At 49.2% G+C, this 26,768-nt stretch carries 32 protein-coding genes and 1 tRNA gene; all 33 read right to left on the bottom strand.

Annotated elements, in window-relative coordinates:
- Positions 1-510, bottom strand: a complete 510-nt coding sequence (gene rpsE / locus ACT53G_RS08170) for a 30S ribosomal protein S5 (RefSeq protein ID WP_018986262.1) — start codon at positions 508-510, stop codon at positions 1-3.
- 14 nt (positions 511-524) lie between these two features.
- Entirely contained in the window at positions 525-878 is a 354-nt protein-coding gene (gene rplR / locus ACT53G_RS08165; protein ID WP_194748723.1) for a 50S ribosomal protein L18, read from the bottom strand.
- Between the two features lie 74 nt (positions 879-952).
- Positions 953-1,486, bottom strand: a complete 534-nt coding sequence (rplF, locus tag ACT53G_RS08160) for a 50S ribosomal protein L6 (RefSeq protein WP_194748724.1) — start codon at positions 1,484-1,486, stop codon at positions 953-955.
- Positions 1,487-1,497: 11 nt separating this feature from the next.
- A complete protein-coding gene (gene rpsH / locus ACT53G_RS08155; protein WP_194748725.1) occupies positions 1,498-1,893 on the bottom strand; it encodes a 30S ribosomal protein S8 in 396 nt (131 codons plus the stop codon).
- A 14-nt stretch (positions 1,894-1,907) separates the two neighbouring features.
- On the bottom strand, positions 1,908-2,213 hold the full coding sequence (gene rpsN, locus ACT53G_RS08150; protein ID WP_194748726.1) for a 30S ribosomal protein S14: 306 nt from the start codon (positions 2,211-2,213) through the stop codon (positions 1,908-1,910).
- Between the two features lie 3 nt (positions 2,214-2,216).
- Positions 2,217-2,756, bottom strand: coding sequence for a 50S ribosomal protein L5 (gene rplE, locus ACT53G_RS08145; protein WP_194748727.1), 540 nt, complete (start codon positions 2,754-2,756; stop codon positions 2,217-2,219).
- A gap of 8 nt (positions 2,757-2,764) precedes the next feature.
- On the bottom strand, positions 2,765-3,082 hold the full coding sequence (rplX, locus tag ACT53G_RS08140) for a 50S ribosomal protein L24 (RefSeq protein WP_194748728.1): 318 nt from the start codon (positions 3,080-3,082) through the stop codon (positions 2,765-2,767).
- Between the two features lie 17 nt (positions 3,083-3,099).
- Positions 3,100-3,468 (bottom strand): 50S ribosomal protein L14, encoded by a 369-nt coding sequence (gene rplN, locus ACT53G_RS08135; RefSeq protein WP_018986269.1) that lies wholly within the window; start codon positions 3,466-3,468, stop codon positions 3,100-3,102.
- A 211-nt stretch (positions 3,469-3,679) separates the two neighbouring features.
- A complete protein-coding gene (gene rpsQ, locus ACT53G_RS08130) occupies positions 3,680-3,937 on the bottom strand; it encodes a 30S ribosomal protein S17 (protein WP_275356359.1) in 258 nt (85 codons plus the stop codon).
- Complete coding sequence (gene rpmC, locus ACT53G_RS08125; RefSeq protein WP_194748729.1) at positions 3,934-4,128, bottom strand: 50S ribosomal protein L29; 195 nt, start codon at positions 4,126-4,128, stop codon at positions 3,934-3,936. The genes rpsQ and rpmC overlap by 4 nt, the downstream gene beginning before the upstream one ends.
- A gap of 11 nt (positions 4,129-4,139) precedes the next feature.
- Positions 4,140-4,556, bottom strand: coding sequence for a 50S ribosomal protein L16 (gene rplP / locus ACT53G_RS08120; RefSeq protein WP_055827127.1), 417 nt, complete (start codon positions 4,554-4,556; stop codon positions 4,140-4,142).
- Positions 4,540-5,256, bottom strand: a complete 717-nt coding sequence (gene rpsC, locus ACT53G_RS08115) for a 30S ribosomal protein S3 (protein WP_194748730.1) — start codon at positions 5,254-5,256, stop codon at positions 4,540-4,542. The genes rplP and rpsC overlap by 17 nt, the downstream gene beginning before the upstream one ends.
- Position 5,257: 1 nt before the next feature.
- Positions 5,258-5,596 (bottom strand): 50S ribosomal protein L22, encoded by a 339-nt coding sequence (rplV, locus tag ACT53G_RS08110; RefSeq protein WP_194748731.1) that lies wholly within the window; start codon positions 5,594-5,596, stop codon positions 5,258-5,260.
- Positions 5,597-5,606: 10 nt separating this feature from the next.
- The gene (rpsS, locus tag ACT53G_RS08105) at positions 5,607-5,882 is read right to left on the bottom strand and encodes a 30S ribosomal protein S19 (RefSeq protein WP_018986275.1); all 276 of its coding nucleotides are present in this window, start codon (positions 5,880-5,882) and stop codon (positions 5,607-5,609) included.
- A gap of 5 nt (positions 5,883-5,887) precedes the next feature.
- Positions 5,888-6,721 carry a 50S ribosomal protein L2 gene (gene rplB, locus ACT53G_RS08100; RefSeq protein ID WP_194748732.1) on the bottom strand — a complete coding sequence of 278 codons (834 nt, stop codon included), beginning with the start codon at positions 6,719-6,721 and terminating at the stop codon, positions 5,888-5,890.
- 11 nt (positions 6,722-6,732) lie between these two features.
- Entirely contained in the window at positions 6,733-7,047 is a 315-nt protein-coding gene (rplW, locus tag ACT53G_RS08095; protein WP_018986277.1) for a 50S ribosomal protein L23, read from the bottom strand.
- Positions 7,044-7,670 (bottom strand): 50S ribosomal protein L4, encoded by a 627-nt coding sequence (rplD, locus tag ACT53G_RS08090; RefSeq protein WP_194748733.1) that lies wholly within the window; start codon positions 7,668-7,670, stop codon positions 7,044-7,046. The genes rplW and rplD overlap by 4 nt, the downstream gene beginning before the upstream one ends.
- The gene (rplC, locus tag ACT53G_RS08085; protein WP_049637763.1) at positions 7,670-8,320 is read right to left on the bottom strand and encodes a 50S ribosomal protein L3; all 651 of its coding nucleotides are present in this window, start codon (positions 8,318-8,320) and stop codon (positions 7,670-7,672) included. Before rplC ends, rplD begins: the two co-directional genes overlap by 1 nt.
- Before the next feature lie 137 nt (positions 8,321-8,457).
- Entirely contained in the window at positions 8,458-8,766 is a 309-nt protein-coding gene (gene rpsJ, locus ACT53G_RS08080) for a 30S ribosomal protein S10 (protein WP_018986280.1), read from the bottom strand.
- 58 nt (positions 8,767-8,824) lie between these two features.
- On the bottom strand, positions 8,825-10,015 hold the full coding sequence (tuf, locus tag ACT53G_RS08075) for an elongation factor Tu (RefSeq protein WP_194748734.1): 1,191 nt from the start codon (positions 10,013-10,015) through the stop codon (positions 8,825-8,827).
- Between the two features lie 36 nt (positions 10,016-10,051).
- A complete protein-coding gene (gene fusA / locus ACT53G_RS08070) occupies positions 10,052-12,145 on the bottom strand; it encodes an elongation factor G (RefSeq protein WP_476169136.1) in 2,094 nt (697 codons plus the stop codon).
- A 55-nt stretch (positions 12,146-12,200) separates the two neighbouring features.
- Positions 12,201-12,671, bottom strand: coding sequence for a 30S ribosomal protein S7 (gene rpsG / locus ACT53G_RS08065; RefSeq protein ID WP_194748736.1), 471 nt, complete (start codon positions 12,669-12,671; stop codon positions 12,201-12,203).
- A gap of 98 nt (positions 12,672-12,769) precedes the next feature.
- Positions 12,770-13,153, bottom strand: a complete 384-nt coding sequence (gene rpsL / locus ACT53G_RS08060) for a 30S ribosomal protein S12 (RefSeq protein ID WP_194748737.1) — start codon at positions 13,151-13,153, stop codon at positions 12,770-12,772.
- A 207-nt stretch (positions 13,154-13,360) separates the two neighbouring features.
- A complete protein-coding gene (rpoC, locus tag ACT53G_RS08055) occupies positions 13,361-17,620 on the bottom strand; it encodes a DNA-directed RNA polymerase subunit beta' (RefSeq protein WP_194748738.1) in 4,260 nt (1,419 codons plus the stop codon).
- 23 nt (positions 17,621-17,643) lie between these two features.
- A complete protein-coding gene (rpoB, locus tag ACT53G_RS08050; RefSeq protein ID WP_313985441.1) occupies positions 17,644-21,816 on the bottom strand; it encodes a DNA-directed RNA polymerase subunit beta in 4,173 nt (1,390 codons plus the stop codon).
- A gap of 243 nt (positions 21,817-22,059) precedes the next feature.
- Positions 22,060-22,437, bottom strand: coding sequence for a 50S ribosomal protein L7/L12 (gene rplL / locus ACT53G_RS08045; RefSeq protein WP_194748740.1), 378 nt, complete (start codon positions 22,435-22,437; stop codon positions 22,060-22,062).
- A gap of 33 nt (positions 22,438-22,470) precedes the next feature.
- Entirely contained in the window at positions 22,471-22,968 is a 498-nt protein-coding gene (gene rplJ, locus ACT53G_RS08040; RefSeq protein ID WP_194748741.1) for a 50S ribosomal protein L10, read from the bottom strand.
- Positions 22,969-23,244: 276 nt separating this feature from the next.
- Positions 23,245-23,931 (bottom strand): 50S ribosomal protein L1, encoded by a 687-nt coding sequence (gene rplA, locus ACT53G_RS08035; protein WP_194748742.1) that lies wholly within the window; start codon positions 23,929-23,931, stop codon positions 23,245-23,247.
- Position 23,932: 1 nt separating this feature from the next.
- A complete protein-coding gene (rplK, locus tag ACT53G_RS08030) occupies positions 23,933-24,364 on the bottom strand; it encodes a 50S ribosomal protein L11 (RefSeq protein WP_029147986.1) in 432 nt (143 codons plus the stop codon).
- A gap of 90 nt (positions 24,365-24,454) precedes the next feature.
- Complete coding sequence (gene nusG, locus ACT53G_RS08025; RefSeq protein WP_194748743.1) at positions 24,455-24,991, bottom strand: transcription termination/antitermination protein NusG; 537 nt, start codon at positions 24,989-24,991, stop codon at positions 24,455-24,457.
- Positions 24,991-25,338: a preprotein translocase subunit SecE gene (secE, locus tag ACT53G_RS08020; RefSeq protein ID WP_275357986.1), complete on the bottom strand. Its 348-nt coding sequence runs from the start codon at positions 25,336-25,338 to the stop codon at positions 24,991-24,993. The genes nusG and secE overlap by 1 nt, the downstream gene beginning before the upstream one ends.
- A 43-nt stretch (positions 25,339-25,381) precedes the next feature.
- A tRNA-Trp gene (locus ACT53G_RS08015) sits at positions 25,382-25,457 on the bottom strand.
- A gap of 58 nt (positions 25,458-25,515) precedes the next feature.
- Positions 25,516-26,706 (bottom strand): elongation factor Tu, encoded by a 1,191-nt coding sequence (gene tuf, locus ACT53G_RS08010; RefSeq protein ID WP_194748734.1) that lies wholly within the window; start codon positions 26,704-26,706, stop codon positions 25,516-25,518.
- Positions 26,707-26,768: the final 62 nt, after the last annotated feature.

The raw sequence follows: 26,768 nt of genomic DNA, 5'->3' as shown, positions 1-26,768 counted from the left end.
TTAACCTCTGATTTCTTCTACGGTCTTACCACGTTTAGCGGCGATTTCAGCCGGTGTATTCATGGATGCCAGACCATTCAAGGTCGCGCGAACCAGGTTGTAAGGATTGGTTGAACCAATACTCTTTGCAACGACGTTAGTCACACCCATTACTTCGAAGATCGCACGCATTGCGCCACCAGCAATAATACCGGTACCTTCAGAAGCTGGCTGAATCAGCACTTTAGCGGCACCGTGAACACCGGTCACTGCATGGTGCAATGTGCCATTGTTCAGGTTCACTTTAACCATACTGCGACGGGCTTCGTCCATGGCTTTTTGTACAGCCACAGGCACTTCACGTGCTTTACCTTTACCCATACCAACGGCGCCATCACCATCACCAACCACGGTCAGCGCAGCGAAGCTCATGATGCGACCACCTTTAACCGTTTTACTTACACGGTTAACGGTAATCATCTTTTCGCGCAAACCGTCAGTTTGCTGCTGTTGTTCAATATCTTTAGCCATTCTTTATCTCACCCTTAGAATTTGAGACCAGATTCACGGGCAGCGTCAGCCAAAGCCTTGATACGACCGTGATACTTGTAGCCTGAACGATCAAATGCAACAGTGGTAATACCTGCTTTTGCTGCTTTTTCAGCAATACGCTTACCAATCAGGGTTGCAGCTTCGATGTTGCCGCCATTTTTCAGTTGTTGACGCACTTCAGCCTCAACGGTGGATGCACTCGCCAACACGCGATCGCCAGTTTCAGCAATAATCTGTGCGTAGATATTGGTGTTGGTGCGATGTACACTCAAACGTGTCACTTTCAACTCGGCGATTTTGGCACGGGTTTTACGTGCTCTGCGCAAGCGGTTATTTACGTTTTTCATTGAATTTACCTTTAATGTTGAATCACTGTTCAGGCGAGCTTCTAATTAGGAGCTGTAACCTACAAGTGTCTTACTTATTTTTTCTTGGTCTCTTTGATGACCACCACTTCGTCCGCATAACGAACACCTTTACCTTTATAAGGCTCTGGTGCACGGTAAGCACGAATTTGAGCAGCCACTTGACCAACCACTTGCTTGTTGGCGCCTGTCAACACTACTTCAGTAGGAGTAGGTGTCTGTACAGTCACGCCTTCAGGCATTTTATGGTTGATTGGGTGGGAGTAGCCCAACTCCAGGTTCAAGGTAGAACCCTGAGCATTGGCTTTGTAACCCACACCGATCAGTGACAGCTTACGGGTAAACCCGGCAGAAACACCTTGCACCATATTGGCCAGCAATGCGCGGGTTGTACCTGACATCGCTCTTGCATGCTGTGTTTCACCATTCGTTTGAACCAACAACTGCTCACCTTCGCGAACCACTGAAATATCAGCAGACAACGCTTGAGTCAACTTACCCAAAGGGCCGCTCACCGCGACTTCTGAGGCTGAGATTACAACTTCTACTTTCGCAGGAATTGCAATCGGATTTTTAGCAACACGTGACATATTGATTCTCCTTAGGCCACGATGCACAGAACTTCGCCACCAATACCGGCAGCTTGTGCTTTACGATCGGTCATCACGCCTTTGGATGTTGAAACAATCGTCACACCCAAACCGTTCATTACTTTAGGCAGATTTTCGCTACCTTTATAAACACGCAAACCTGGCTTGGATACGCGCTCGATCTTCTCAATCACTGGACGACCTGCGTAATATTTCAGGCTAATGTTCAAAACTGGCTTACCGTCATTGTTTTGAACGTTGAAATCGTCGATATAACCTTCATCTTTCAACACATTTGCAATTGCACCCTTCAACTTGGAAGCAGGCATTGAAACGGTTGTTTTATTCGTACGTTGCGCGTTACGAATACGGGTCAACATATCGGCAATCGGATCACTCATACTCATGTTCTATTCCTCCGTTACCAGCTGGCCTTGGTGACACCTGGTACGTGACCAGCCATCATCAATTTACGCAACTCGTTACGTGCGATACCAAATTTACTAAACACACCACGTGGACGACCAGTCAAAGCACAACGATTACGTGTGCGAACAGGACTGGAATTACGTGGCAAACTTTGCAATTTCAAACGTGCAGCCATGCGATCTTCAACACTGGCAGACTGGTCATTCACAGTAGCAACCAATTCAGCTCGTTTAGCTGCAAATTTTTTAACGGTTTCGCGACGCTTTTGCTCGCGCTCTGTCATACATACTTTTGCCATGACTTAACCTCTGAAAGGGAAACTAAACGCAGCCAAAAGAGCTTTCGCTTCTTCGTCTGTTTTTGCTGTTGTGGTAATTGTGATATTCATCCCGCGCAGCGCATCGATCTTGTCGTACTCGATTTCCGGGAAAATGATCTGCTCTTTTACACCCATGTTGTAGTTACCACGGCCATCAAATGATTTGCCGGAAATACCACGGAAGTCACGGATACGTGGAATAGCCACAGTGATCAGGCGATCCAGAAACTCATACATGCGCTCACGACGCAGAGTTACTTTACAACCAACAGGATAGTCATCACGGATTTTAAATGCAGCCACAGACTTTTTAGCCTTGGTCACAATAGGTTTCTGACCGGCAATTTTCTGCATATCAGACACCGCATTTTCCATGACTTTCTTGTCAGCAACGGCTTCGCCCACACCCATGTTCAGGGTAATTTTTTCGATACGAGGCACCTGCATTGGAGAGGTATAACCAAATTGTTCTGTCAATTTGGCCACTACTGTATCGTTATAATACTGTTTTAAACGTGCCATATTTATTCCTATGCGTCGATAGACTCGCCGCTAGATTTGAATACACGAATCTTGCGACCATCTTCCAGTACCTTAAAACCAACACGATCAGCTTTTTGTGTTGCAGCGTTGTAAATCGCCACATTGGAGCCGTCAACCGGCATTTCCTTGCTGATGATGCCACCAGTGATACCACGCATGGGGTTAGGACGAGTGTGTTTTTTCACTACATTCAAACCTTCAACCACTACATGGCCGCTTGGCAAGACGCTCAAAACAGTACCTGTTTTGCCTGCATCTTTACCTGTATTCAAAATGACCTGGTCACCTTTGCGAATTTTGCTCATTTGATTGTCTCCAAGCCTTACAACACTTCAGGCGCCAGTGAAACAATCTTCATGAAGCGCTCACTACGCAATTCACGTGTCACAGGGCCAAAAATACGTGTACCAATCGGCTCCAGCTTGTTGTTCAACAACACTGCAGCATTGGCATCAAATTTAACTAACGAACCATCTGGACGGCGAACACCTTTAGCAGTGCGCACAACCACAGCGTTGTAGATTTCACCTTTCTTGACGCGACCACGCGGCGCAGCATCTTTCACGCTGACCTTGATGATGTCGCCAATGCTGGCGTAACGACGCTTGGAACCACCCAAGACTTTGATACACTGAACGGAACGCGCACCAGTGTTGTCGGCCACTTCCAGCCGAGATTGCATTTGAATCATGAGAAATAATCTCCAACTTAATCCGTTATAACCACTACCAGCCGCCCGCTTTTTGAACTTGCGCCCAAAAAACACGTTAAGGCCAATAGACCACGGTCAGTATTGGGGTGCCAGCTACATGCCAACTAAGGCGGGCACCGAAAAGTCCAACATTATACAACCAAAAAAACGCTTATGACAAGCGTTTTTCCGGTTTTATATATTTGAAGCCTTATTTAGCTTCGATTTTGCTTACGATCCAAGTTTTGGTCTTGGAGTATGGGCGGGTTTCTGTGATCGTCACAACATCGCCTTCGTTACATGCATTGTTTTCATCATGTGCATGGAACTTGTTCGATTTCACAACCACTTTACCAATCAAAGGGTGTTTCACTTTACGCTCGACAAGCACAGTCACGGTTTTATCCATCTTGTTGCTTACGACGCGGCCAGTCAAACTGCGTACAACTTTCGCTTTTTCAGTCATCATGCCTGTTTCGCCTTCTCAGCCAGCACGGTCTTGACGCGAGCAACATCTTTGCGCACTTTAGCCAGCTGATCCACTTTGTTCAATTGTTGAGTCGCCAATTGCATACGCAATGAAAACTGCGCACGACGCAACTCTACCAACTCGTTATTGAGCTCATCTGCCGATTTTGCTCTGAATTCTGAAGCTTTCATTTAACTACTCCTTAACTGCCAATTTGACGGGTCATGAATGTAGTTTCAATTGGCAACTTAGCAGCAGCCAATTTGAAAGCTTCGCGAGCCAACTCTTCGCTCACGCCATCCATCTCGTACAACATTTTGCCTGGCTGAATTTGAGCGATGTAGTAATCAACACTACCTTTACCATTACCCATACGCACTTCAGCTGGTTTTTTAGAGATTGGTTGGTCAGGAAACACACGGATCCAAACGCGACCACCACGTTTAATGTGACGAGTCATCACACGACGGGCAGCTTCAATCTGGCGTGCGGTCAAACGACCACGACCAATCGCTTTTAAACCAAATTCACCAAAGCTTACCTTGTTACCAGTAGTCGCAATGCCTTTATTACGACCCTTTTGCATCTTGCGGTATTTCTGTCTAGCTGGTTGCAGCATCTTTAGCCCTCGGCTTTCTTACTTTTTTCTCTGGCTCAGCATCGGCAACCGCAGCATTAGCAGCAGCGTTGTCACCGAAAATCTCGCCTTTGAATACCCAAACTTTAATCCCGATAATACCGTAGGTGGTAGAAGCTTCTGCCACACCATAGTCGATATCAGCACGCAGTGTATGGAGAGGCACACGACCTTCGCGATACCACTCTGTACGTGCAATTTCGATACCGTTCAAACGACCGGAACTCATAATCTTGATGCCTTGTGCACCCAAACGCATTGCATTTTGCATGGCGCGTTTCATGGCACGACGGAACATCACACGCTTTTCCAATTGCTGAGCAATCGACTGTGCGATCAATGTAGCATCTAACTCTGGCTTACGCACTTCTTCAATGTTCAGGTGAACAGGCACGCCCATCAACCCTTGCAGAGTAGAACGTAAAGACTCGATGTCTTCACCTTTTTTACCAATCACAACACCTGGACGGGCACTGTGAATTGTAATTTTTGCGTTTTTAGCCGGACGCTCGATAATAATTTTGCTTACAGCAGCGCTTGCCAGTTTCTTGTTCAAGAACTCACGCACTTTGATGTCGCCTTGCAACATCGCAGGGAAGTTCTGGCTGTTAGAGTACCAACGTGAGGCCCAGTTTTTCTGAACGCTCAAACGGAACCCAATTGGATGAATTTTCTGTCCCATATTATTCCTTTGAGTCACCGACTGTCACATGAATATGACAGGTTGGCTTCGTAATACGACCAGCGCGACCTTTTGCACGTGCACGGATACGCTTCATCACCAAGCCTTTATCGACATAAATTGAAGTCACCTTCAACGTATCGATATCAGCACCATTGTTATGTTCAGCGTTAGCAATGGCTGACTCAACCACTTTTTTGATGATCTCAGCACCACGCTTGGGCGTGAATGCCAGGATATTCAGTGCTTGATCAACTTTTTTGCCACGCACAAGGTCAGCCACCAAACGCGCTTTTTGCGGAGAAAGGTGTACGCCTTTTAAAACTGCAGTCACTTGCATTATCAGCCCCTTACTTCTTCGCTTTTTTATCAGCCGCGTGACCCTTGAATGTGCGTGTCAACGCAAATTCACCGAGCTTGTGACCAACCATGTTTTCAGAAATCAACACAGGCACATGCTGCCTGCCGTTGTGCACTGCGATGGTTAAACCAATGAAATTTGGCAAAACTGTCGAGCGACGTGACCAAGTTTTGATTGGTTTGCGATCGCGACCCGCAACAGCGGTTTCGACTTTCTTCGCCAAATGTGCATCCACAAATGGACCTTTTTTAATAGAACGTGCCATAGCGATTACCTTACATTTCTCGGACGACGACTTACGCGCATGTTATCGGTACGCTTATTCTTACGAGTACGATAACCCTTAGTTTTCTGACCCCATGGTGACACAGGGTTCATACCGGCAGCAGTACGGCCTTCACCACCACCGTGCGGGTGATCAACCGGGTTCATCACCACACCACGTACGGTTGGACGGATACCACGCCAACGCATCGCACCAGCTTTACCGATAGAGCGCAATGAATGCTCTTCGTTACCCACTTCACCCAGGGTTGCCTTGCAATCCACGTGCACACGGCGAACTTCACCAGAGCGCAAACGTAACTGAGCATAAGAACCTTCACGTGCCAACAGCTGTACAGAAGTACCGGCTGAACGGGCGATTTGGGCACCTTTACCTGGCTGAATCTCGATGCAGTGAATCGTGCTACCAACTGGAATATTGCGCAGTGGCAAAGCATTACCAGCACGGATAGGCGCTTCAGAGCCGCTCAACAGTTGCGCACCGGCAGCGATGCCACGTGGCGCAATGATGTAACGACGCTCACCATCCGCGTAGCACAACAAAGCAATGTTTGCTGTACGGTTTGGATCGTATTCGATACGCTCAACAGTTGCAGGAATACCATCTTTGTTGCGACGGAAGTCGACAATACGGTAATGCTGCTTATGACCACCACCTTGATGACGAGTGGTAATACGGCCGTTATTGTTACGACCTGCGTTCTTGCTTTGACTTTCCAACAGCGGCGCGTAAGGCTTGCCTTTATGCAAATCTGGTGTAATGACTTTCAATACACCGCGACGACCGGGGGAAGTTGGTTTGACTTTAACTAATGCCATGTCTTCTCTCCTTATTCGCCAGCTGCGAAGTTAATTTCTTGACCTGGCTTCAAGCTCACATAAGCTTTTTTCCAGTCACTACGCTTACCCATGCGACGACCAGCGCGCTTCACTTTACCTGCGACATTAATCACAGACACAGAAGCGACTTCGACCTTGAACACCAATTCAACAGCCGCCTTAATTTCTGGCTTGGTCGCATCAGTACGCACTTTAAAAGCAATTTGCTGATGCTTGTCAGCAATGAATGTTGCTTTTTCAGTAATTTGTGGAGCCAAAATCACTTGCAACAAACGATCTTGTGTTTTTGTAGCTGCGGTAATCATGCCAAGATCTCCTCAAGTTTCTTCACAGCACCGGCTGTGACCAAAACGTTAGGGAAACGCACCAGACTTACTGGGTCAGCATATTGCGCTTCAACCACCAATACGTTTGGCAGGTTACGGGAAGACAAGTACAAATTCTCATCAAAACCATCAGTCAACAGCAAAACACCGCCATCGATGCCCAGAGCATTGATTTTCTGTACGAATTGTTTAGTTTTTGGCGTATCAACAGTGAAACTGTCTACCACTTTCAAACGGTCCTGACGCACCAGTTCAGACAAAATCGTCTGCATACCAGCACGGTAAGCCTTACGGTTCACCTTGTGGCTATAGTTTTCGTTAGGGCTATTTGGGAATGCACGACCGCCTCCACGCCAAATCGGGCTGGATGCCATACCGGCACGGGCGTTACCAGTACCTTTTTGTGCATATGGCTTGTGTGTCGTGTGAGCAACAGTAGCACGTGTTTTTTGAGCACGGGTTGCAGTACGGGCATTTGCCATATAAGCAACCACCACCTCATGCACCAATGACTCATTAAATTCACGACCGAACGTCACATCAGAGGCATCTACGCCTTTTTTAGCAACCTTGCCGTTTTGATCGATAAGTTTCAGTTCCATTATTTAGCCCCTTTCGCTTTGATGGCTGGACGTACAACGACATTGCCACCTTTGGAGCCAGGCACGGAACCTTTAATCAACAACAGGTTACGCTCTACGTCTACACGGACGATTTCCAGGTTTTGGGTTGTGACTTTAGCATCCCCCAAATGACCAGGCATGCGCTTACCAGGGAATACTCGACCTGGATCCTGCGCCATACCGATAGAACCCGGTACATTGTGCGAACGTGAGTTACCGTGAGATGCACGGTTAGAGGAGAAGTTGTGACGCTTGATCGCACCGGCAAAACCTTTACCGATGGAAGTACCCGTCACATCAACCAACTGACCAACGGAGAAAATGTCTACAGTGACATTGCCACCCACCTGGAAGTTAGCCAATACATCTTCAGCCACATTGAATTCTTTAATACCAGCACCGGCAGCAACGCCAGCCTTGGCATAATGACCAGTCAACGCTTTGTTGATACGGCTAGCACGACGCTCACCATAAGCAACCTGAAGGCCAGTATAACCATCAGTTGCGACTGTCTTTACTTGTGTCACGCGGTTAGGAATCACTTCCAGCACTGTCACAGGAACGCTTGCGCCTTCTTCTGTAAAAATGCGGGTCATGCCCACCTTGCGACCAATAAGCCCTAAGCTCATGATCAGTTCCTTATAATAGTTAAAGTGAACGATTACAATTGACCGTCCACCGAAGAGCGCGGATTATACCGAACTATTCTTGATTTGACAATAACCTTTTCTTTCGAAAAGGTTATTTCTAATGACAACTTTAAAAATTAAAGCTTGATTTCTACATCTACGCCAGCTGGCAAATCCAATTTCATCAATGCATCTACAGTCTTGTCTGTAGGATCAACGATATCCATCAAACGCTGATGGGTACGGATTTCAAACTGGTCACGGGAGGTTTTGTTCACGTGTGGGGAACGCAGAATGTCAAAGCGTTCGATACGTGTTGGCAATGGCACTGGACCTTTTACAACTGCACCAGTACGTTTCGCAGTATCCACAATTTCCAAAGCAGATTGGTCGATCAAACGATAGTCAAATGCTTTCAGACGGATACGAATTTTTTGAGCTGCCATGTTTTTTCCTTAAAAAGAGCAAAAAGCGGCAGGATACTCCTGCCGCTCATAAAAAGAATTACTCGATGATTTTGGCAACGACGCCAGCACCAACGGTACGACCACCTTCACGAATCGCGAAGCGCAGACCATCTTCCATCGCGATAGGCGCGATCAATGTCACAGTGATAGATACGTTATCACCTGGCATCACCATTTCGGTACCTGCTGGCAATTCAACTGCACCAGTCACGTCAGTGGTACGGAAGTAGAACTGTGGACGGTAGCCGTTGAAGAATGGTGTATGACGACCACCTTCATCTTTACCCAACACGTAGATCTCAGCGGTGAACTTGGTGTGTGGTTTGATAGAACCGGATTTAGCCAGCACTTGACCACGCTCAACCTCTTCACGCTTGGTACCGCGCAGCAGTACGCCTACGTTGTCACCCGCTTGACCTTGGTCCAGCAGTTTGCGGAACATTTCAACACCAGTACAGGTGGTTTTCAAGGTTGGCTTCAGACCAACGATTTCGATTTCGTCGCCGACTTTAACGATACCACGCTCAACACGGCCTGTTACTACAGTACCACGACCAGAGATAGAGAATACGTCTTCTACTGGCATCAGGAAGGTACCGTCAATGGCACGCTCTGGGGTTGGGATGTAGCTGTCCAATGCGTCAGCCAATGCGAAGATCGCTGGTTCGCCGATTTCTGATTGGTCGCCTTCAAGGGCCAATTTAGCAGAACCTTTGATGATTGGGGTGTCATCACCTGGGAAGTCATACTTGCTCAGCAAGTCACGCACTTCCATTTCAACCAGTTCCAACAACTCAGCGTCGTCAACCATGTCGGCTTTGTTCAGGAACACAACGATGTATGGTACGCCAACTTGACGTGCCAACAGGATGTGCTCACGTGTTTGTGGCATAGGGCCGTCAGCTGCTGAACATACCAGAATCGCGCCGTCCATCTGGGCAGCACCGGTAATCATGTTTTTAACGTAGTCGGCGTGGCCTGGGCAGTCAACGTGTGCGTAGTGACGGCTTGCAGTCTCGTACTCAACGTGTGCTGTGTTGATGGTAATACCACGTGCTTTTTCTTCTGGTGCCGCGTCAATTTGGTCGTAAGCTTTTGCTTCGCCACCAAATTTCTTGGTCAACACTGTGGTGATCGCAGCTGTCAATGTTGTCTTACCGTGGTCAACGTGACCAATCGTACCAACGTTCACGTGTGGCTTGGTACGTTCAAATTTGCCTTTTGCCATGATGTTTTTCCTTTAATTCAATACTTTAAAAATCAATTATTTTTTGTTGATGATTGCATCAGCAACGTTTTTCGGCGCATCTGCGTAATGTTTGAATTCCATGCTATAGGTTGCACGACCTTGTGACAAGGAACGCACGACAGTGGAGTAACCAAACATCTCTGACAGCGGCACTTCAGCTTTAATCGCTTTACCGCCACCAGGCATATCATCCATGCCCTGAATGATGCCACGACGAGATGACAAGTCACCCATCACATCACCCATGTACTCTTCAGGCGTCTCAACTTCAACCGCCATCATTGGCTCCAGCAAGACTGGATCTGCTTTACGCATACCATCTTTGAAACCGATAGAAGCAGCCATCTTGAACGCGTTTTCGTTCGAGTCAACGTCATGGTAGGAACCATCAAACAAGGTCACTTTTACGTCGACCACTGGGAAGCCTGCCAGAACACCTGCTGGAATCGTTTCACGCAACCCTTTATCCACTGCAGGGATAAATTCACGTGGCACAGTACCGCCTTTAATGGCATCCACAAACTCGTAACCTTTACCAGCCTCATTTGGCTCCATTTTGAGCCATACGTGACCGTACTGACCTTTACCACCGGACTGTTTAACGAATTTACCTTCAACCTCAACCGCTTTACGGATCGCTTCACGGTAAGCCACTTGTGGCGCACCTACGTTGGCTTCAACATTGAATTCACGCTTCATACGGTCAACCAGAATTTCCAGGTGCAATTCGCCCATACCGGAAATAATGGTCTGGCCAGACTCTTCGTCAGAACGCACGCGGAAAGAAGGGTCTTCTTGTGCCAAACGACCCAAGGCCAAGCCCATTTTTTCCTGATCGCTCTTGGTTTTTGGCTCAACAGCCACGTGAATCACTGGCTCAGGGAATACCATGCGCTCAAGGATGATAGGCTTGTCTGGAGAGCACAGAGATTCACCTGTGGTCACTTCTTTCAAACCGATACAGGCTGCAATGTCGCCTGCCAACACTTCATCCACTTCTTCACGGTTATTCGCGTGCATCTGCACGATACGACCAATACGCTCTTTTTTACCCTTCACAGAGTTGAGCACGGTATCACCCTTGTTCAACACACCAGAGTAAACACGGATAAAGGTCAACTGACCGACAAACGGGTCTGTCATCAATTTAAATGCCAGTGCAGAGAACCCTTCTTTGTCATCGGCTTTACGGCTGGCTGGTTTGCCATCATCGTCTTCACCGGTCACATCAGGAATATCTACTGGAGATGGCAGGAACTGAATCACCGCATCCAGCATACGTTGCACGCCTTTGTTTTTAAAGGCAGAACCGCACAGCATCGGCTGAATTTCACCCGCAATGGTACGCGTACGCAGACCAAACACGATGTCTTTCTCTTCCAGATCACCGTTTTCCAGGTATTTGTTCATCAGATCTTCGCTGGCTTCAGCCGCAGATTCAACCATCTGCTCGCGCCATTTTTTAGCAGTCTCAACCAGATCAACCGGAATCTCACCGTAAGTAAATTTCATGCCTTGAGAAGCCTCATCCCAGATGATGGCTTTCATTTTCATGAGATCAACGACGCCAGTGAAAGTATCTTCACGGCCAATTGGGATCACCACAGGCACTGGGCTTGCGCGCAGACGCGTTTTCATCTGCTCAACCACTTTGAAGAAGTCGGCACCAGAACGGTCCATTTTGTTCACAAAGGCCAAGCGAGGCACTTTGTATTTGTTGGCCTGACGCCAAACAGTTTCAGATTGTGGTTGCACACCACCTACCGCACAGTACACCATGCAGGCGCCATCCAGCACACGCATGGAACGCTCAACTTCAATCGTGAAGTCTACGTGCCCAGGGGTATCAATAATATTGAATCGATGCTCAGGCAAAGACAGGTCCATGCCTTTCCAGAAACAGGTGGTCGCAGCGGAAGTAATGGTAATCCCACGCTCCTGCTCTTGCTCCATCCAGTCCATGGTCGCTGCACCATCGTGCACCTCACCAATTTTATGGTTCACACCAGTGTAGAACAGAATACGTTCTGTCGTGGTTGTTTTACCTGCGTCAATGTGCGCAGAAATACCAATATTACGGTAGCGTTCAATAGGGGTTTTACGTGCCACGATGCTTTACCTTTGCTATCAATTCAACTAATTATTAAAGAACGAGGTCGTTTAATTAAAAACGGAAGTGTGAGAAAGCCTTGTTGGCTTCTGCCATACGATGAACTTCTTCACGCTTCTTCATTGCGGCGCCGCGGCCTTCTGAGGCTTCAAGCAACTCAGCAGCCAGACGCAAGCCCATGGACTTTTCGCCACGCTTGCGCGCTGCATCACGCAACCAACGCATTGCCAAGGCGCTACGACGGCTAGGACGCACTTCAACAGGCACCTGATAGTTAGCACCACCGACGCGACGGCTTTTCACTTCAACGATAGGGCGCAGATTGTTCAACGCTGTGGTGAATAATTCCAGCGGATCTTTGCCACTCTTGCTGGCTACTTGATCAAATGCACCGTAAACAATACGCTCAGCAACAGATTTCTTACCACCTGTCATCAGTACGTTTACGAATTTGGATACTTCCTGGCTACCAAATTTTGGATCCGGCAAGATATTACGTTTGGGGACTTCTCTACGTCTAGGCATAACTATTCTCTTTCAATTAAATTTTGCTAGCTACAACACTGCAAGGCATTTCAGCCGCTATTAAAAATTGGACCAATGTCCGAAACCAACTTAACAAATTAAGCTTTGGCTTCTTTAGGACGTTTAGCACCGTATTTGGAACGTGACTGTTTACGATCTTTCACACCAGCCGTATCCAAGCTACCGCGCACCATGTGGTAACGCACACCTGGCAAGTCTTTTACACGACCACCGCGAATCAGCACCACAGAGTGCTCTTGCAGGTTATGGCCTTCACCGCCGATGTAGCTAATAACTTCGTAACCGTTAGTCAGGCGCACTTTGGCAACCTTACGCAACGCGGAGTTTGGCTTTTTAGGAGTAGTGGTGTACACACGGGTACATACACCACGCTTTTGTGGGCAAGATTCCAGGGCTGGAACCTTGCTCTTGGTTACCACTTTAACGCGTGGTTTACGTACTAACTGATTAATGGTTGGCATTGCCTTAACCTCTTCACCTTAAAAAATCCACCAACTGAGCAGGAAACTCAGGACTGGCAGCATATCAACAATAACACCTTATTGAGACAATAAGGCTATTCTGAGAAACCCAGCATTTTAATAAACGAGTCAAGGGGTGTCAAGCATTATTCACACTTGAACACCCCTTGTTTTATTACCCGGCCTGACGACCGGAAAAGCCTAAAATTACTCGGTCGCGTTGTCGTCCGTTGCGGTTTCTTCAACCACTTCTTCTGGTGCAAACATCGCTTCAGCGGCCAACATCGCTTCTGAAGGCTCAGCGACATTTGGCGTCAACGACGCAATTGCTGCACGCTTGCGAGACTCGTGATACGCCAAACCGGTACCGGCTGGAATCAGACGGCCGACAATCACGTTTTCTTTCAAGCCACGCAGATCGTCGCGTTTGCCCAAGATCGCAGCCTCGGTCAACACTCTTGTCGTTTCCTGGAAGGAGGCGGCAGAGATGAAGGAGTCCGTAGACAGCGATGCCTTGGTAATCCCCAGCAATACGTACTCGAATGTTGCCGGACGTTTGTTTTCGGCAATGACGCGTTCGTTTTCAGTCAACAAGTCTGCACGTTCTACCTGCTCACCCGGGATGAAGCTGGTATCACCGGCATCTTGCACTTTCACACGGCGCAACATCTGACGCACAATGACTTCAATGTGCTTGTCGTTAATCTTCACGCCCTGCAAACGATACACGTCTTGCACTTCGTCAATGATATAACGTGCCAGTGCCTCACGACCTTGCAGACGCAAGATGTCTTGCGGATCTGCCGGGCCGTCGACAATCGTTTCACCCTTGGTGACCACTTGACCATCGTGCGCGGTCACGTGCTTGTCCTTGGCAATCAGGAACTCGCTGGTAATACCGTCCAGGTCAGTAATGACCAGACGCTGCTTACCCTTGGTGTCCTTACCAAATGACACAGTACCGGTCACTTCTGCCAGCATGCCGGCATCTTTGGGTGAACGTGCTTCGAACAGCTCAGCCACACGTGGCAGACCCCCGGTAATATCCCGTGTTTTGGAGGATTCTTGAGGGATACGTGCCAGCACTTCACCCACACCAACTTCCTGACCATCTTTCACGGTAATGATACAACCCAGCTGGAAGGTGACGTTTACCGGCGTTTCAGTACCGGCAATTTTCACTTCCACACCATTTGCATCCAGCAATTTCACCTGTGGACGCAAGCCTTTAGTCGAGCCCGCTCTTTGTTTAGGATCAATCACCACCAGTGAGGACAAGCCAGTGACTTCATCCACCTGCTTGGCAACCGTGACGCCTTCTTCAACGTTCTCGAACTTCACGCGCCCCGCATACTCGGTAATAATCGGACGAGTATGTGGATCCCAAGTCGCCAAGGCCTGACCCGCTTTAACCGTCTTACCATCATTGATGGTCAGCGTCGCACCGTAAGGCACTTTATGACGCTCACGCTCACGGCCATTGTCGTCAGAAATCACAACCTCACCGTTACGGGAAATCACGATCTGCTCACCACGTGAGTTGGTCACGTAACGCATGGTAGAAGTGAAGCCAGCAGTACCGTTAGACTTGCTCTCTACTTGTGACACAGAAGCTGCACGGGATACCGCACCACCAATGTGGAATGTACGCATGGTCAACTGTGTACCAGGCTCACCGATGGACTGTGCCGCAATCACGCCGACAGACTCGCCGATACTGATCAGCTTGCCACGACCCAGGTCACGACCATAGCACTTAGCGCAGATACCGTAACGCGTGTCGCAAGTCAGGGCAGTACGCACTTTGACTTCATCAATGCCCAGGGCATCAATTTTCTCGACTTCGTCTTCACCCAGCAAAGTACCGGCTGCGAATACCACTTCCTGTGTTTCAGGATGCAAGATATCCAGAGCAGAGGTACGGCCTAGGATACGGTCATGCAAGGGCTCAACCACTTCACCGCCTTTAACCAGCGCCTTGGTGACCAAGCCTTCGGTGGTGCCACAATCCGTCTCGGTCACAACCAAGTCTTGTGTCACGTCTACCAGACGGCGTGTCAGGTAACCGGAGTTCGCTGTTTTCAGCGCCGTATCGGCCAGACCCTTACGCGCACCGTGGGTTGAAATAAAGTATTGCAACACATTCAAGCCATCACGGAAGTTCGCCTTGATCGGCGTTTCAATAATGGAACCATCTGGTTTCGCCATCAGGCCACGCATACCAGCCAGCTGACGCACCTGCGCTGCGGAACCCCGCGCACCAGAGTCAGCCATCATGTAAATCGCGTTAAAGGATTCCTGACGGACAGCTTTACCGTCTTTGGTGACCACGTTGCCGTCAGCGTCCTTGACATCTTCTTCGCGCAACTGCTTCATCATGGCCTCAGCCACTTTGTCTCCAGCACGACCCCAGATGTCGACCACCTTGTTGTAACGCTCACCCTGTGTCACCAGACCAGAGACATACTGGTCTTCGATCTCTTTCACTTCAGCATCGGCAGCCGCAATCAATTGCTCTTTCTCTGGTGGCACCAACATGTCATTGATGCTGATAGAGATACCGGCTTTGGTTGCGTATGAGTAACCGGTGTACATCAGTTTATCCGCGAAGATCACGGTTTCACGGATGCCTACCTTACGGAAGCTGGCGTTGATCAGGCGTGAAATTTCTTTTTTCTTCAGTGCCTTGTCAATGTAGCTGTATGGCATGCCTGGTGGCAGAATTTCAGACAGCAAAGCACGGCCAACGGTAGTGTTATACCGATTGAATTTCTCGGTTTTGTGACCGGTCACATCCATCTCGAACTCACGGATACGCACCGTAATCTTGGCGTGCAAATCGATCAGCCCCTGGTCGTACACACGTTGTACTTCCTTGATGTCACTGAAGATCATGCCTTCGCCACGTGCAGCCACTTTTTCGCGAGTCATGTAGTACAGACCCAACACGATATCCTGCGAAGGCACAATGATAGGCTCGCCGTTGGCTGGAGACAGTACGTTGTTGGAGGCCAGCATCAACGTGCGGGCTTCCATCTGTGCTTCCAGACTCAATGGCACGTGTACCGCCATCTGGTCACCGTCAAAGTCGGCGTTAAAGGCTGAACACACCAATGGGTGCAACTGGATCGCTTTACCTTCGATCAATACTGGCTCAAATGCCTGGATACCCAAACGGTGCAACGTAGGCGCACGGTTCAACAACACCGGATGCTCACGGATCACGTCCTCGAGGATATCCCAGACTTCTGGTCCTTCCTCTTCCACTTTCTTCTTGGCCGCTTTAATGGTGGTTGCCAGACCTAACACTTCCAGCTTGTGGAAAATGAAAGGCTTGAACAATTCCAGCGCCATTTTCTTAGGCAAACCGCACTGATGCAGTTTCAACTGCGGACCGACCACGATCACGGAACGGCCGGAGTAGTCCACACGTTTACCCAACAGGTTTTGACGGAAACGACCGCCCTTACCTTTGATCATGTCTGCCAGCGATTTGAGCGGACGCTTGTTAGCACCGGTCATGACTTTACCGCGACGGCCGTTATCCAGCAGAGAGTCAACAGCCTCTTGCAACATACGTTTTTCGTTACGGACGATGATTTCAGGCGCTTTCAGCTCTAACAAACGCTTCAAGCGGTTGTTACGGTTGATCACACGGCGATACAGGTCGTTCAGATCTGAGGTCGCAAAGCGGCCGCCATCCAATGGGACCAATGGACGCAGCTCTGGTGGCAACACTGGCAAGATTTCCAGGATCATCCACTCTGGCTTGATGCCGGATTTCTGGAACGCTTCCAGCACTTTCAGACGCTTGGCGATCTTCTTGATCTTGGCTTCAGAGCTGGTCGCGGACAGTTCGCTACGCAATGTTTCAATCTCGCGCTCAATGTCCATGGTGCGCAACAATTCACGCACGGCTTCAGCACCCATCACGGCGTTGAATTCGTCACCGTATTCTTCCACCTTGGCCAGATAGTCATCTTCAGTCAGCAACTGACCACGGGTCAGCGGCGTCATGCCTGGGTCAATCACGATGAATGCTTCAAAGTACAGCACACGTTCGATGTCGCGCAAAGCGATATCCAGCACCATACCCAAACGGCTAGGCAAGGATTTCAGGAACCAGATGTGGGCCACGGGTGAAGCCAGCTCGATGTGACCCATGCGTTCACGACGCACTTTGCTCAGTGTGACTTCAACGCCACATTTTTCACAAATCACACCGCGGTGTTTCAAACGCTTGTATTTACCGCACAAGCACTCGTAATCTTTGATCGGGCCAAAGATTTTGGAGCAGAACAAACCGTCCCGCTCAGGTTTGAAGGTACGGTAGTTGATGGTTTCTGGCTTTTTCACTTCGCCATAGGACCATGAACGGATTTTTTCAGGTGAAGCCAGCGCGATCTTGATCGCGTCGAACTCTTCTTCTTGCGTAACCTGTTTAAATAAATCTAATAACGCTTTCATAGAGACTCTCCTAATGGCGGGGCTTAGTTACGGTCCAAATCAATATCAATGGCCAGTGAACGGATTTCTTTCACCAGCACGTTGAATGATTCAGGCATACCCGCATCAATTTTGTGCTCACCTTTGACGATGTTTTCGTACACTTTGGTACGGCCATTCACGTCATCTGATTTCACGGTCAACATCTCTTGCAAGGTGTATGACGCACCATAGGCTTCCAGTGCCCACACTTCCATCTCACCGAAGCGCTGGCCACCGAACTGGGCTTTACCACCCAGCGGCTGCTGTGTCACCAGGCTGTAAGGACCGGTAGAACGTGCGTGCATCTTGTCGTCGACCAAGTGGTGCAGTTTCAGCACGTGCATGTAACCGACAGTCACTGGACGCTCGAACGCATCACCGGTACGGCCATCAAACAGTTTGACCTGTGTTTTGCCAGCGTGGAACTGCAATTTCTTGGTGTGCTCGTCATCATCAGGGAAAGCCAGATCCAGCATGGCTTTAATGTCAGACTCAGCGGCACCGTCAAACACTGGTGTCGCGAACGGCACGCCGTGTTTCAGGTTCTGCGCAAGGTCAATCACTTCCACATCTGTCAGACCAGCAATGTCTTCTTTCTTGCCAGTGCTGCTGTTATAGATCTTGTCCAGGAAGCCTCGGATTTCGGCCACTTTGGCTTCTGCTTGCAGCATATCGCCAATGCGTTTGCCCAGACCTTTGGCAGCCCAACCCAGGTGGGTTTCCAGAATCTGACCGATGTTCATCCGTGAAGGCACGCCCAGCGGGTTCAACACGATATCCAGCGGTGTACCATCAGCCATGTATGGCATGTCTTCGACCGGGCAGATTTTTGAAATCACACCCTTGTTACCGTGACGACCGGCCATCTTGTCACCAGGCTGAATACGACGTTTCACGGCCAGATAGACTTTGACCATTTTTTGTACACCTGGTGGCAGTTCGTCACCTTGTGTCAGTTTACGCTTCTTCTCTTCGAATTTGTTATCGAATTCGATGCGGGCCTGGCTCAAGCTGTCTTTCAACTGCTCAAGTTGACGGGCAGCCTCTTCATCGCTCAAACGGATGTCAAACCAGTCATAACGACCCACGCTCTCCAGATATTCCTGAGTCAGGGTGTCGCCTTTTTTCAGCTTGTTCGGACCACCTGTGGCCACTTTACCCGTCAACAGACGGCTGATGCGGCCAAAAGTATCGTCTTCTACAATACGCATCTGGTCGCCCAGATCTTTCTTGTAGTGAGATAACTGATCATCAATAATTTGTTGCGCACGGGCATCACGGTCGATACCTTCGCGTGTGAACACTTGTACGTCGATCACAGTACCGGTCATGCCAGAAGGCACGCGCAGTGAAGTGTCTTTCACGTCAGACGCTTTTTCACCGAAAATCGCACGCAGCAGCTTTTCTTCTGGCGTTAAAGTGGTTTCACCTTTAGGGGTCACTTTACCGACCAGCACGTCACCCGCTTCCACCTCGGCACCAATATAGATAATCCCGGAGTCATCCAGACGGCCCAGCATGCGCTCGGACAGATTGGAAATATCGCGGGTAATCTCTTCAGGTCCCAGTTTGGTATCACGTGCCACCACTGACAGCTCTTCAATGTGGATGGAGGTGTAACGGTCATCAGCCACTACGCGCTCGGAGATCAGAATCGAGTCTTCGTAGTTGTAACCGTTCCAAGGCATAAAGCCAACCAGCATGTTCTGACCCAGCGCCAACTCACCCATATCCGTAGAAGCACCATCCGCCACCACGTCGCCGCGGCTAATGATATCGCCTACTTTAACCAGCGGACGCTGGTTAATATTGGTGTTCTGGTTAGAACGGGTGTACTTGGTCAGGTTGTAGATATCCACACCCACTTCGCCGGCTTGCGCTTCAGCATCGTGGACACGAATCACAATACGGCCTGAGTCGACGTAATCGACCACGCCACCACGACGGGCAGTCACGACAGTCCCGGAGTCCACCGCGACTGTACGCTCAATGCCTGTACCGACCACGGCTTTTTCAGCACGCAGACAAGGCACGGCTTGACGTTGCATGTTGGCACCCATCAAGGCACGGTTCGCGTCATCGTGTTCCAGGAAAGGAATCAATGAAGCCGCAACAGACACGATCTGGCCTGGTGCGACGTCCATATACTGCACGCGCTCAGGTTGCGTCATGGTAAATTCGTTGTGGAAACGCGCAGAGACCAATTCCTCCTTGAAGCCACCGTCTGTAGACAGTTCGGTGTTAGCCTGTGCAATCACATACTGGCTTTCTTCAATGGCTGACAGGAAATCAATCTTGCCTGACACCTTGTTGCCTTCAACCAGACGATAGGGGGTTTCCAGGAAACCATATTCGTTGGTACGGGCATACAGCGCCAGTGAGTTGATCAAACCAATGTTTGGACCTTCAGGCGTTTCAATTGGACAAACTCGGCCATAATGGGTGGTGTGTACGTCACGCACCTCGAAGCCGGCACGCTCACGGGTCAAGCCACCTGGGCCCAAAGCGGAGATACGGCGTTTGTGCGTAATCTCGGACAATGGGTTAGTCTGGTCCATAAACTGCGACAACTGGCTAGAACCGAAAAACTCACGAATCGCACTGGAGACTGGCTTGGCGTTGATCAAGTCATGCGGCATCAGATTCTCGGACTCAGCCTGTGACAGACGCTCTTTGACGGCACGCTCAACACGGACCAGACCGGCACGGAACTGGTTCTCGGCCAATTCACCCACGGAACGGATACGACGGTTACCCAAGTGGTCAATATCGTCAATCTCGCCACGGCCATTGCGCAACTCAATCAGCACGCCAATGACAGCGAGGATATCTTCATTGGATAGCACATTGCTACCGGTATCGCCTTGTGGGCCGACTTTTTCGTAGAAACGACGCATCCAGGTTGCTGAACGTTCTTCCAGCTTGCTTGGATAAGCACGGCGGTTGAATTTCATACGCCCCACTACGGACAGGTCATAGCGATCTTCAGAGAAGAACAAACCATTAAACAAGGCCTCTACAGCCTCTTCGGTTGGCGGCTCGCCTGGGCGCATCATGCGGTAAATCGCTACACGTGCACTGTACTGGTCAGGAATCTCATCACTGCGCAATGTTTGCGAAATGAAATTACCATGATCCAAGTCGTTGGTGTAAATGGTGTCGATTTCTGAAATCTTTGCCGCGACCAATTTTTCAAGCAATGATGGTGTCACTTCATCATTGGCGTTAGCAATCAGCTCACCGGTTTCAGTATCAATAATGTTTTTGGCAACTGCGCGACCCATCATAAAGTCGGTCGGTACCGCCATGGTGGTTACGCCTGCTTTTTCGATGTCACGGATATGTTTAACGGTGATACGTTTGTCTTTGGCAACCAGCACATTACCGTCTTTGTCAGTAATGTCGAATTTGGCAACTTCACCACGCAGGCGGTCTGCCACCAACTCAAACTCCACGCCTTTCGGGCCGATGTGGAAAGTGTCGGTGTCGTGGAAGGTTTCCAGAATTTGTTCTGGGGTGTAGCCCAATGCCTTCAGCAGGATGGTCACTGGCATCTTGCGGCGACGATCCACACGGAAGTACAGATAATCTTTAGGGTCAAACTCAAAGTCTAACCAGGAGCCACGGTAAGGAATAATCCGTGCAGAGAACAACAACTTACCGGAGCTGTGGGTTTTACCACGATCGTGCTCAAAGAATACGCCAGGGCTACGGTGCAATTGGGACACAATGACACGCTCGGTACCATTAATCACGAAAGAGCCATTTTCGGTCATGAGCGGCAATTCACCCATGTAGACTTCTTGTTCTTTGACTTCTTTGACGGTTGGTTTGGACGCTTCACGGTCCATAATGGTCAGACGCACCTTGACACGCAGTGGCACGGCGTAAGTCAGCCCACGTTGCTGACATTCTTTCACGTCAAATGGCTCTGCGCCTAGTTGGTAGCTCACATAGTCCAGACGGGCATTCTCTGAATGACTCACAATCGGGAAAATGGAACGGAAAGTCGACTCTAGACCTTCGTTTTTACGTTGGTCCGCTGGTACATTTTCCTGCAGGAATGATTTATAGGACTCCAGCTGCATGGCCAGCAGATAAGGTACCTCTTGAACGCTGTCACGCTTGGCAAAGCTTTTGCGAAGGCGTTTCTTTTCGGTAAAGGAATAGCTCATAGCGTCTCCTGAAATTTTTGAGGGTAGAAGACAAAACACTTTTCATCCACTGCAATGTTTTGACATCTAACTTCGCATTTAAAATCAGCCACTTAAATTAGCCGGTTAGCTTATCTATATGTGGCCACAATACCGCTTTTACAACAGTCTTTCAGACAATTACAGTTTATTTACAATCTGCAACGCCAGAAATGGCGAAGGCCGACGGTCTCCCGTCAGCCCAGCCAGATTCACAATTGTGAATTATTTCATCTCAGCAGTAGCGCCCGCTTCGATCAATTTTTTCACAGCGGCTTCAGCGTCAGCTTTGCTTACGCCTTCTTTAACCGCTTTAGGTGCGCCGTCTACCAGGTCTTTAGCTTCTTTCAAGCCCAAACCTGTCAGTTCACGAACTGCTTTAATCACGCTCACTTTGTTGTCGCCAGCGCCGTTCAAGATGACGTTGAACTCAGTTTGCTCAGCAGCAGCTGGAGCAGCACCAGCAGCAGCGCCGCCAGCAGCCACTGCAACAGCAGCAGCAGAAACACCAAACTTCTCTTCGATTTCTTTGATGAACGCAGTCAGTTCCAATACGGTCATGCCACCGATTGCATCTAAGATGTCAGCATTAGAAATTGCCATGATATAAATTTCCTAAAATAATTTGATTAAAAATTAAGCCGCTTGCTTTTCTTTTTCGTCGCGTATTGCAGCAACGGCTCGAGCAAACTTGGTTGGGACTTCGTTGAGTGTGCCAGCCAATTTGGACAGCAACTCATCACGGCTCAATGTAGATGCCAACGCTTGTACGCCAGCCACATCAAGACGCTCATTAGGCATCGCGCCCGCTTTCAGTACGAACAATTCGTTATCTTTTGCGAAATTGTTCATGACTTTGGCGGCTGCAACTGGATCGGTAGAAATACCGTACACCAGTGGCCCAACCATGTCGTCAGCCAATGCGGCAAAAGGCGTACCTTCTACTGCACGACGAACCAAGGTGTTTTTCAACACACGCAGATACACACCTGCATTACGTGCATCAGCACGCAGTTTCGTCATATTGGCTACGCCAATACCACGATACTCAGCAAGTACGATTGCTTGTGCGTTTGCTACTTGCGCAGCAACCTCGGCAACGACTTCTTTTTTCTCTGTAAGATTAAGACTCAAGGTCTGTTCTCCTTCCGTTAATGAAAGCCCGGTTAAATCACCGGGCCACTCACGGCGTCCTTGTGCAGGGCATGGATATATCCTGTGTTGGGGATCGCCATCTGCGTTGGTTTCAAACTGCTGCAAACAGAGGATTGCTCACCCATTTGCATTCAATTTTCAATTAAGTAAAACACCAACGGTCTTTGATGTTCTTGAGTGCTTACAAAATTGCATAAACACTCAAGCCCAAAGTACTTGCCCGATCCATTAACGGACCGGGACTTGATTCAATGCTTAAGCAGCGACTGAAGCTTGGTCAACACGTACGCCAGGACCCATGGTGCTGGAGACGGACAATTTCTTCAGGTATACGCCTTTGGAGCTGGCTGGCTTGGCTTTGTTCAATGCTTCGATCAAAGCAGACAGGTTGCCTTGCAGTTGCTCAACAGTAAATGAAGCACGGCCGATGGTGCAGTGAACGATACCGCCTTTATCAGTACGGTATTGCACTTGACCAGCTTTAGCATTTTTAACTGCAGTCGCTGCGTCTGGTGTCACGGTACCCACTTTTGGGTTAGGCATCAAACCACGTGGGCCCAACACTTGACCCAACGCACCAACGATACGCATCGCATCAGGTGTAGCAATGGCTACATCAAAATCCAACATACCGCCTTTGACTTGCTCGGCCAGATCTTCAAAACCAACGATGTCAGCACCAGCTGCTTTTGCAGCTTCAGCTTGTGCGCCTTGTGCAAACACAGCCACACGCACTGTTTTACCAGTGCCGTTAGGCAATACGATCGCGCCACGCACCAGCTGGTCAGATTTACGTGGGTCGATACCCAAGTTAATCACTGCGTCTACAGATTCGTTAAATTTGGCAGTTGCGCCTTCTTTTACCAGGCTCAGCGCATCAACTACCGGGTACAGCTTGTTGCGGTCAATCTTTGCACGCAACGCATCAATTCTTTTAGCCATGTTATACACCCTCCACTTCGATACCCATGCTGCGTGCGCTACCAGCGATGGTGCGAACGGCTGCGTCCATGTCGGCAGCGGTCAGGTCAGGCATTTTTGTTTTGGCGATTTCTTCGGCTTGTGCACGAGTAATCTTGCCAACTTTGTCCGTATGAGGACGTGGAGACCCTTTTTCCAGCTTGGCTGCTTTTTTGATCAGCACAGTTGCAGGAGGGGTTTTCATCACGAATGTGAAGCTCTTGTCTGCAAACGCAGTGATCACCACTGGAATAGGCAGACCTGGTTCAACGCCTTGTGTTGCCGCGTTAAACGCTTTACAGAATTCCATGATGTTCAGACCACGTTGACCCAGTGCTGGACCGACTGGTGGGCTTGGGTTGGCTTTACCTGCAGGGATCTGCAGCTTGATATAGCCAATGACTTTCTTTGCCATGTTTGACTCCTTGAATGGGTAATAGCGCCTGTCGCAGGCTCCCCGTTAAAAAATATCGACTGCCAGTCAGGCCGTCGACACAATGCACAACTAGACTTCTTTTTCTACTTGTGCAAAATCCAGTTCAACCGGTGTCGCACGGCCAAAAATGACCACTGAAACACGCAGTTTGTTTTTGTCGTAGTTCACTTCCTCTACGCTGCCAGAGAAGTCCTTGAATGGACCATCGATCACACGAACACTCTCGCCCTTTTCAAAGGTCATCTTCTGTGTCGGATTAGATTTGCTGTCATCCATGCGACGCAGAATAATTTCGACTTCCTTATCCTTGATCGGGGTTGGACGTTGTGCAGTGCCACCGATGAATGAAGTCACCCTTGGTGTACTTCTCACCAAATGCCAACTTTCGTCAGTCATTTCCATTTGCACCAACACGTAACCGGGATACAAGCGACGCTCAGAAATGGTCTTCTGACCATTTTTCAGCTCAATCACCTCTTCTACCGGCACCAGAATGTCACCGAACTGATCCGGGATATTCGATCTTGCGACGCGCTCTTCCAAACCGGCCTTGACGGATTTCTCCATGCCGGAGAAGGCCTGAACTGCATACCAACGCATAGCCATTAAGCACCCCTACCCATAATCCATTGCACCATGTAGGCAAAACTGATGTCTACCAACGCCAAGAAAGCAGCCATGATCACAACCAGCACCACAACAGCCAGTGTCGTTTGCATAGTTTCCTGACGCGTTGGCCACACCACACGCTTGGCTTCAGCAACAGACTCATTAAAGAAAACCAGCGCCTGCTTACCTTGTGGCGCAGTCCACGCGACCGCTACAGACGCGACAATACCTGCCAACACGGCAAGTATCCTGATAACCATTGCTTTATCTTCAAAAAGATAAAAACCGGCAATCCCCAAAGCTAATAACAACAGGGATAAAGCCAGTTTGATTTTATCGATCATATACTTAACTTTATGATTAACACCACAGACTATTCTGGGTGTTTGGCAGGCCAAGAGGGTCTCGAACCCCCAACCCTCGGTTTTGGAGACCGATACTCTACCAATTGAGCTATTGGCCTGTACTCTTTAAAGCGAAAGCTGCACGGGTTGTAGCGCAGCTTTCACCTACATCAACAATTACTCGATGATTTTGGCAACGACGCCAGCACCAACGGTACGACCACCTTCACGAATCGCGAAGCGCAGACCATCTTCCATCGCGATAGGCGCGATCAATGTCACAGTGATAGATACGTTATCACCTGGCATCACCATTTCGGTACCTGCTGGCAATTCAACTGCACCAGTCACGTCAGTGGTACGGAAGTAGAACTGTGGACGGTAGCCGTTGAAGAATGGTGTATGACGACCACCTTCATCTTTACCCAACACGTAGATCTCAGCGGTGAACTTGGTGTGTGGTTTGATAGAACCGGATTTAGCCAGCACTTGACCACGCTCAACTTCTTCACGCTTGGTACCGCGCAGCAGTACGCCTACGTTGTCACCCGCTTGACCTTGGTCCAGCAGTTTACGGAACATTTCAACACCAGTACAGGTGGTTTTCAGTGTTGGCTTCAGACCAACGATTTCGATTTCGTCACCGACTTTAACGATACCACGCTCAACACGGCCTGTTACTACAGTACCACGACCAGAGATAGAGAATACGTCTTCTACTGGCATCAGGAAGGTACCGTCAATGGCACGCTCTGGGGTTGGGATGTAGCTGTCCAATGCGTCAGCCAATGCGAAGATCGCTGGTTCGCCGATTTCTGATTGGTCACCTTCAAGGGCCAATTTAGCAGAACCTTTGATGATTGGGGTGTCATCACCTGGGAAGTCATACTTGCTCAGCAAGTCACGCACTTCCATTTCAACCAGTTCCAACAACTCAGCGTCGTCAACCATGTCGGCTTTGTTCAGGAATACAACGATGTATGGTACACCAACCTGACGGGCCAACAGGATGTGCTCACGTGTTTGTGGCATAGGGCCGTCAGCAGCGGAACATACCAGGATCGCGCCGTCCATCTGGGCAGCACCGGTAATCATGTTTTTAACGTAGTCGGCGTGGCCTGGGCAGTCAACGTGCGCGTAGTGACGGCTTGCAGTCTCGTACTCAACGTGTGCTGTGTTGATGGTAATACCACGTGCTTTTTCTTCTGGTGCCGCGTCAATTTGGTCGTAAGCTTTTGCTTCGCCACCAAATTTCTTGGTCAACACTGTGGTGATCGCCGCTGTCAATGTTGTCTTACCGTGGTCAACGTGACCAATCGTACCAACGTTCACGTGTGGCTTGGTACGTTCAAATTTGCCTTTTGCCATGATGTTTTTCCTTTATTAGTACTAAATAAAGCCAATAATATTGTTTTCACAAATTATGCGAC

It is taken from the genome of Methylophilus sp. DMC18 (assembly GCF_056314005.1).
The sequence above is the reverse complement of the archived record's forward strand: the minus strand, read 5'-3'. Positions and strand labels throughout refer to the sequence as shown.